Below are 5,426 nucleotides of genomic sequence, written 5' to 3'. Positions count from 1 at the left end.
CACCTACACCTGGACCAGCCCCAACGGCTACCGATGGCAGGTCGACCACCGCGGCACCCACCCCCTCCGAACATGAGCCGCTGAACAGAGCACCCACTCACACCCCGCACGACAGGGGTGTACCGGCAGCAACAGCCGGCCGACAGCGAGCCGCAACCACCTCGATCACCGCGGCGCGCCCCCACGCTCTCAAAGAAGCACCTGGCACCGCGCCCACAGAAAGCCACCGGGAGCCGGCCCCCTTACCGCCAAACCCCACCACAAACAAGTAGTGACGACACCTCACCACAACGGGTAGAACATGTTCTGATTCTGCCCCTTCGTGACGGAGGTCACATGTCGCACACCCCCCAGTCCGCGTCATCCGACATTGCAACCGACACCCGGTCCGGCGTCTCCCGCCGAGGCTTCCTCGCCGGTGCGGGAGCCGCCGCGGGAGCCGTGGCGGTCCTGCCCGCGTTCACCGCTGCACCGGCCCGCGCCGCGGCGATCTCGAACGGCGCGAGCGTGCCGGCGCTCATCATCGGCACCGGGTACGGCGGGTCGGTGGCGGCGCTGCGGCTGGCGCAGGCCGGCGTCCCGGTCGAGATGGTCGAGATGGGGATGACATGGGACACCCCGGGGTCCGACGGCAAGATCTTCCCCAAGGTGACCGCGCCCGACAAGCGGGCGTACTGGCTGCGAACCAAGTCGAAGGCGCCGGTCAGCAACTTCTTCGGCTTCCCGATCGACAGTGACATCCCGCGCTACACCGGGGTCCTGGACGCCGAGGAGTTCGCCGGGATCACCGTCTACCAGGGCCGCGGCGTGGGCGGCGGCTCGCTCGTCAACGGCGGCATGGCGGTGACGCCGAAGCGGACGCGGTTCGCCGGGATCCTGCCATCGGTCGATGCCAACGAGATGTACGACACCTACTACCCGCGCGCGAACGCCGGTCTCGGCGTCGGGCAGATCGACGCGACGTGGTTCGAGAGCGCGGACTGCTATCAGTACGCGCGGGTGGGGCGGAAGCACGCGCAGCGCTCCGGCTTCGCGTGGACGTTCGTGCCCGACGTCTACGACTGGAACTACATGAAGGCCGAGCAGGCCGGGACGGTGCCGCGGTCCGCGCTCGACGGGCAGGTGATGTACGGCAACGACTACGGCAAGAAGTCGCTGGTACAGACCTACCTGGCGCAGGCGCTCGCGACCGGTCGGGTCAACGTGTCCTCGCTGCACAAGGTCACCTCGGTGACGCCGGCGTCGGGCGGCGGCTACACCGTGACGATCGATCAGATCAACACCAATGGCGATACGGTGGCGACCAAGACGGTGACCGCGGCGAAGGTCTTCTTCGCGGCGGGCAGCGTCGGCACCAGCAAGCTGCTGGTCAAGCTCAAGGCGACCGGCGCGCTGCCGCTGCTCAACAACGAGGTCGGCAAGGGCTGGGGCGACAACGGCAACGTGATGTGCGGCCGCGCCAACCACATGTGGGACCCGACCGGCACCCTGCAGTCGACGATCCCCTGCTCCGGCATCGACAACTGGGACGCCGGCGGCGCGTTCGCCGAGGTCGCGCCGCTGCCGACCGGCATCGAGACCTACGCCTCGCTCTACCTCTCGATCACCAACACCACCCGGCGTGCGGAGTTCACCTGGAACGCCGCAGCCAACAAGGTCGACCTGTCCTGGCAGACCGCGTGGAAGCAGGACTCGATCAACATGGCCAAGTCGATCTTCGACAAGATCAACAGCAAGGAGGGGACGATCTACCGCACCGACCTCTTCGGCGGCTACAAGATCTGGCAGGACGGCCTCACCTATCACCCGCTCGGCGGCGTGGTGCTCAACAAGGCGACCGACAACTACGGCCGGCTCCAGGGCTACGACGGCCTCTACGCCATCGACGGATCGCTGATCCCCGGCAACACCACGGTCAACCCGTTCGTCACGATCACCGCGCTGGCGGAGCGCAATATCGACAACATCCTCGCCAACGACCCGATGTAGTCATCGGCACGCTCAGGGCGTGTGCGACCGGGCGATGGCGACCAGATCGGCGGCGAGGCCGGTCAGCCGCCGCGGCCCGGTCCACACGGCCCTGAGCTCGCGGCCGAGCTCGAGGTCGAGCGGGACCTCGAGCACGGCGCCGGAGGCGAGCGCGTCGGCGACCGAGAGCCGGCTCAGGACGGCGGGGCCGGCGCCCGCCTGCACCGCCACCCGTACGGCGGCATTGCTGCCGAGCTCCTGCAGCGCGCGGGCCGGGCGGCCCACCTGGGCGCGCAGCTCGTCGTCCAGCCGGACCCTCGTGCCCGAGCCGGGCTCGCGGGTGAGCAGCGGGGTGGCGACCAGCTCGTCGGCGCCGACCCGGCTGCGGCGGCGGGTCCAGGGGTGGTCGGGGCCGACGACGAGGACCAGCTCGTCGCGGGCGACGACCGCGGTCCGCACGCCGCGCGGTGCCCGCGGGCCCTCGACGAAGCCGAGGTCGCAACCGCCGGAGAGGACCCCGGCGACGACCTCCGCCGTGTTGTGAACCTGCAGCAGCACCGACGCCTCGGGATGCTGGGTCCGCAGAACGGCGAGCCACGCCGGCAGCAGGTGCTCGGCGACGGTCTGGCTCGCCGACACCCGCAGCTCGCCGCCGGCGGTCTCGGTGAGGGCGGCGGTGCCGTCCACGAGGGTCCGGGCGGCGGTGAGCACGTCGCGCGCCCAGTCGACGACGACCAGTCCGGCCGGGGTGAGCTTGGCGCCGGCGGTGGAGCGGGTGAGCAGCGGTACGCCGAGCGAGCGCTCCATCCGAGCCAATGAGCGGCTGGCGTTGGGCTGGGCCATGTCGACGGCCCGGGCGCCGGCGCTCACGCTGCCGTGATCGGCAACGGCGACGAGCAGCTCCAAGGCGGTGATCTCCGGCCACTCCTGCATATCCAGAGGATATGCCCTCATGCCGAATCAACGTCTACTGCGGATCCCTGTGCCGCGCCACGCTGGATCCATGGTCAGCATCCGTCTTCGTACGCCCGGTGTCGTCGCCTGCCTGGCTCCGGCGCTGCTGGCGTACGGGCTGAGCCGGGTGGTGCCCGCCGCGAGCCCGCTGCTCGTCGCGATCCTGCTCGGCGTGGTGAGCGCTGCCGTCCTGTCGACGACGCCGCGGACCGCGCCCGGCGAAGGGTACGCCGCCCGGACCCTGCTCCGCGCGGGCGTGGTCCTGCTCGGCCTTCAGCTGTCGCTGCAGCAGGTCGCCGACCTCGGGCCCGGTGTGATCGCGCTGATCATGCTCGTCGTCGTGTCGGGCATCGGCGTCAGCCTCGCGGTCGGCCGGATGCTCGGCCTGCCGTGGAACCACCGGCTGCTCATCGGCTGCGGCTTCTCGATCTGCGGCGCGGCCGCGGTCGCCGCCATCGACGGCGTGGTCGACGCCGAGGAGGAGGAGACGGCGTCGGCGGTGGCGCTCGTCGTGGTCTTCGGGACCGCGATGATCGGGATCGTCCCGCTCGTCGCCGGTCTTCTCCACCTCTCCCCCGACGTCGCCGGCCTCTGGGCGGGCGCGTCGATCCACGAGGTCGCCCAGGTGGTGGCCGCGGGCGGGGTCGTCGGCGGCAGCGCGCTCGCCGTCGCGGTGGTGGTCAAGCTCGGGCGCGTCCTGCTGCTCGCGCCGGTCGCCGCGTGGGTCTCGTGGCGACGTCGTACGACGGGCGCCGCCGACACGAGGCAGCCGCCCCTGGTGCCCGTGTTCGTCGTGGGCTTCCTGGCGATGGTGCTGCTCCGGACCTGGACCACCCCGCCGCACGCCGTCCTCGAGGCGGCGGCAGCGACCCAGACGATCCTGCTCGCCGTCGCGATGTTCGCGCTCGGCCGCGGGGTGCGGATCGACCGGATGCGGGCCGCCGGGGCGGCGCCGTTCGTCCTCGCCGCGCTCGCGACCGGGTGGGTCAGCGCACTGGGGCTGGCGGGGGCACTGCTGCTCGGCTGACCCGCTCCGACGTCAGGCGGGCGACCAGGCCGACCAGGACGAGCAGGGCCAGCGTCCACACCACGAGCGTGGCGTCGAGCATCGCCCAGCGCCGCCCGGTGAGGAGGAAGGTGTTGTCCGGCTCGAGCACGACCAGCGCCTCGGGCACGTGCAGCCCGATGACGAGGGCGGCGGCCAGCAGGTAGGCGAGCCAGCGCCCGCGGACCTGCCACAGCGCCAGCACCACGCCGCCGATCATGGTGACGACGGTCAGCATGCCCACGATGGCGAGGCTGTCGCCCAGGTGGAAGCCGGGCTCCTCACGGGCGAACACGAGCGCGACGACGCGCATCATCGCGCGGGACAGGACGCCGACGGCGATGCCGACGAGGAAGCCGGCAGCGAGCCCGCGGCCGGTACGGCGCAGCACGGTGTGCAGGAGGGTCATGCCCCCTCTGTCGCACGAGAGGCCCGCGGCGGTTCGCCGAAAGATCTCAAGAACGGAGTGAACCGATCGGGGCGCTCCCGACGACAGACGGGGTGTTCGACCCATCTCCCGAGGAGCTCATCGTGAAGCCACCCCGCCCCCGTCATCTCGCCGTCGTGTCCGCCGTCGCGGCCGTCAGCCTGTTCGCCGCCTCCCCCGCGCTCGCCGGCGCGGACCGGGTGCGCGCCGAGGGCCCGCTCATCGCCTACTCCTCCGCGGTCCCGGCCGGCGCGACCGCCCGCGTCCAGGAGGTCGCCAATGCCGCCGGCAACACCGTCGTCACGCTGCACGTGCGCGGCCTCGAGCCGAACACCGAGTACGGCGCGCACGCGCACCAGAACGCCTGCGGGGCGACCGGCGGGGCCGCCGGCGGGCACTACCAGCGGGTGGTCGACCCGGTGCAGCCGAGCACCAACCCGGCGTACGCCAACCCCCGCAACGAGATCTGGCTCGACTTCACCACCGACGACGAGGGCAACGGCGCCGCGCAGACCCTGGTCCGCTGGCAGTTCGAGCCGAACCGGCGCGCCGGGTCGGTGATCATCCACGAGCACGCGACCGACCCCGGCCCGGACCACCCGGGCACCGCCGGCGGGCGGCTCGCCTGCCTGTCGGTGAATTTCTGAGACTCAGCGACCGCTGTGCGCGAAGGTTCGACCATGACCTCGCCCTGCTCGGGGCCCCGCACTGATGCCGACCTCGTCGCCGCCGTGGCGACGGGGAGCTCGGCAGCGCTCGAGGAGCTCTACCGGCGTCACGCCGGCTGGCTCGCCGTACGGCTGGGACGGCGCTGTGCCGACCCCCAGCTCGTGGACGAGGTCCTCCAGGACACCTTCGTGTCCGTGTGGAAGGGCGCGAAGGGCTACAGCGGTCGCGGTGAGCCGGCGGCATGGATGTGGGGCATCGCCGTCCGGCGGCTGGTCGACGCGCTTCGGCGTCGACCGCCTGCCGCCCACCCGATCGTGGAGGCCGATCTCGACGTGGTCGAGTCCGCCGAGGACCGGGTGCTGG

The 5,426-nt window shown here is 71.9% G+C and carries 6 protein-coding genes; 4 read left to right on the top strand and 2 right to left on the bottom strand.

All coding sequences use genetic code 11. The features are described from left to right. The first annotated feature begins 336 nt into the window (after nt 1-336). The gene (locus AB4880_RS03620) at nt 337-1,989 is read left to right on the top strand and encodes a GMC oxidoreductase (RefSeq protein WP_367917831.1); all 1,653 of its coding nucleotides are present in this window, start codon (nt 337-339) and stop codon (nt 1,987-1,989) included. A 12-nt stretch (nt 1,990-2,001) separates the two neighbouring features. Here AB4880_RS03620 and AB4880_RS03615 read toward each other — a convergent pair whose 3' ends face one another. Beyond that, the gene (locus AB4880_RS03615) at nt 2,002-2,901 is read right to left on the bottom strand and encodes a LysR family transcriptional regulator (protein ID WP_367917830.1); all 900 of its coding nucleotides are present in this window, start codon (nt 2,899-2,901) and stop codon (nt 2,002-2,004) included. Nucleotides 2,902-2,971: 70 nt separating this feature from the next. Here AB4880_RS03615 and AB4880_RS03610 point away from each other — a divergent pair, with 70 nt between their 5' ends. Then, a complete protein-coding gene (locus AB4880_RS03610) occupies nt 2,972-3,949 on the top strand; it encodes a YeiH family protein (protein ID WP_367917829.1) in 978 nt (325 codons plus the stop codon). Here AB4880_RS03610 and AB4880_RS03605 read toward each other — a convergent pair. Beyond that, a complete protein-coding gene (locus AB4880_RS03605) occupies nt 3,909-4,376 on the bottom strand; it encodes a hypothetical protein (RefSeq protein WP_367917828.1) in 468 nt (155 codons plus the stop codon). The two genes, AB4880_RS03610 and AB4880_RS03605, sit on opposite strands and share 41 nt — an antisense overlap. A 122-nt stretch (nt 4,377-4,498) precedes the next feature. Here AB4880_RS03605 and AB4880_RS03600 point away from each other — a divergent pair, with 122 nt between their 5' ends. Next, nucleotides 4,499-5,041, top strand: coding sequence for a superoxide dismutase family protein (locus AB4880_RS03600; RefSeq protein WP_367917827.1), 543 nt, complete (start codon nt 4,499-4,501; stop codon nt 5,039-5,041). Nucleotides 5,042-5,074: 33 nt separating this feature from the next. Beyond that, nucleotides 5,075-5,426, top strand: a 352-nt coding sequence (locus AB4880_RS03595) for an RNA polymerase sigma factor (protein WP_367917826.1), incomplete at its 3' end; no start/stop codon positions are given.

It is taken from the genome of Nocardioides ginsengisoli (genome assembly GCF_039537225.1).
Classification (GTDB): domain Bacteria; phylum Actinomycetota; class Actinomycetes; order Propionibacteriales; family Nocardioidaceae; genus Nocardioides; species Nocardioides ginsengisoli.
The sequence above is the reverse complement of the archived record's forward strand: the minus strand, read 5'-3'. Positions and strand labels throughout refer to the sequence as shown.

What these genes read in the sequence shown, in the direction of transcription:
- AB4880_RS03620 (WP_367917831.1), top strand. Translation starts at nt 337, where the DNA reads ATGTCGCACACCCCCCAGTCCGCGTCATCCGACATTGCAACCGACACC.
- AB4880_RS03615 (WP_367917830.1), bottom strand. Translation starts at nt 2,901, where the DNA reads ATGCAGGAGTGGCCGGAGATCACCGCCTTGGAGCTGCTCGTCGCCGTT.
- AB4880_RS03610 (WP_367917829.1), top strand. Translation starts at nt 2,972, where the DNA reads ATGGTCAGCATCCGTCTTCGTACGCCCGGTGTCGTCGCCTGCCTGGCT.
- AB4880_RS03605 (WP_367917828.1), bottom strand. Translation starts at nt 4,376, where the DNA reads ATGACCCTCCTGCACACCGTGCTGCGCCGTACCGGCCGCGGGCTCGCT.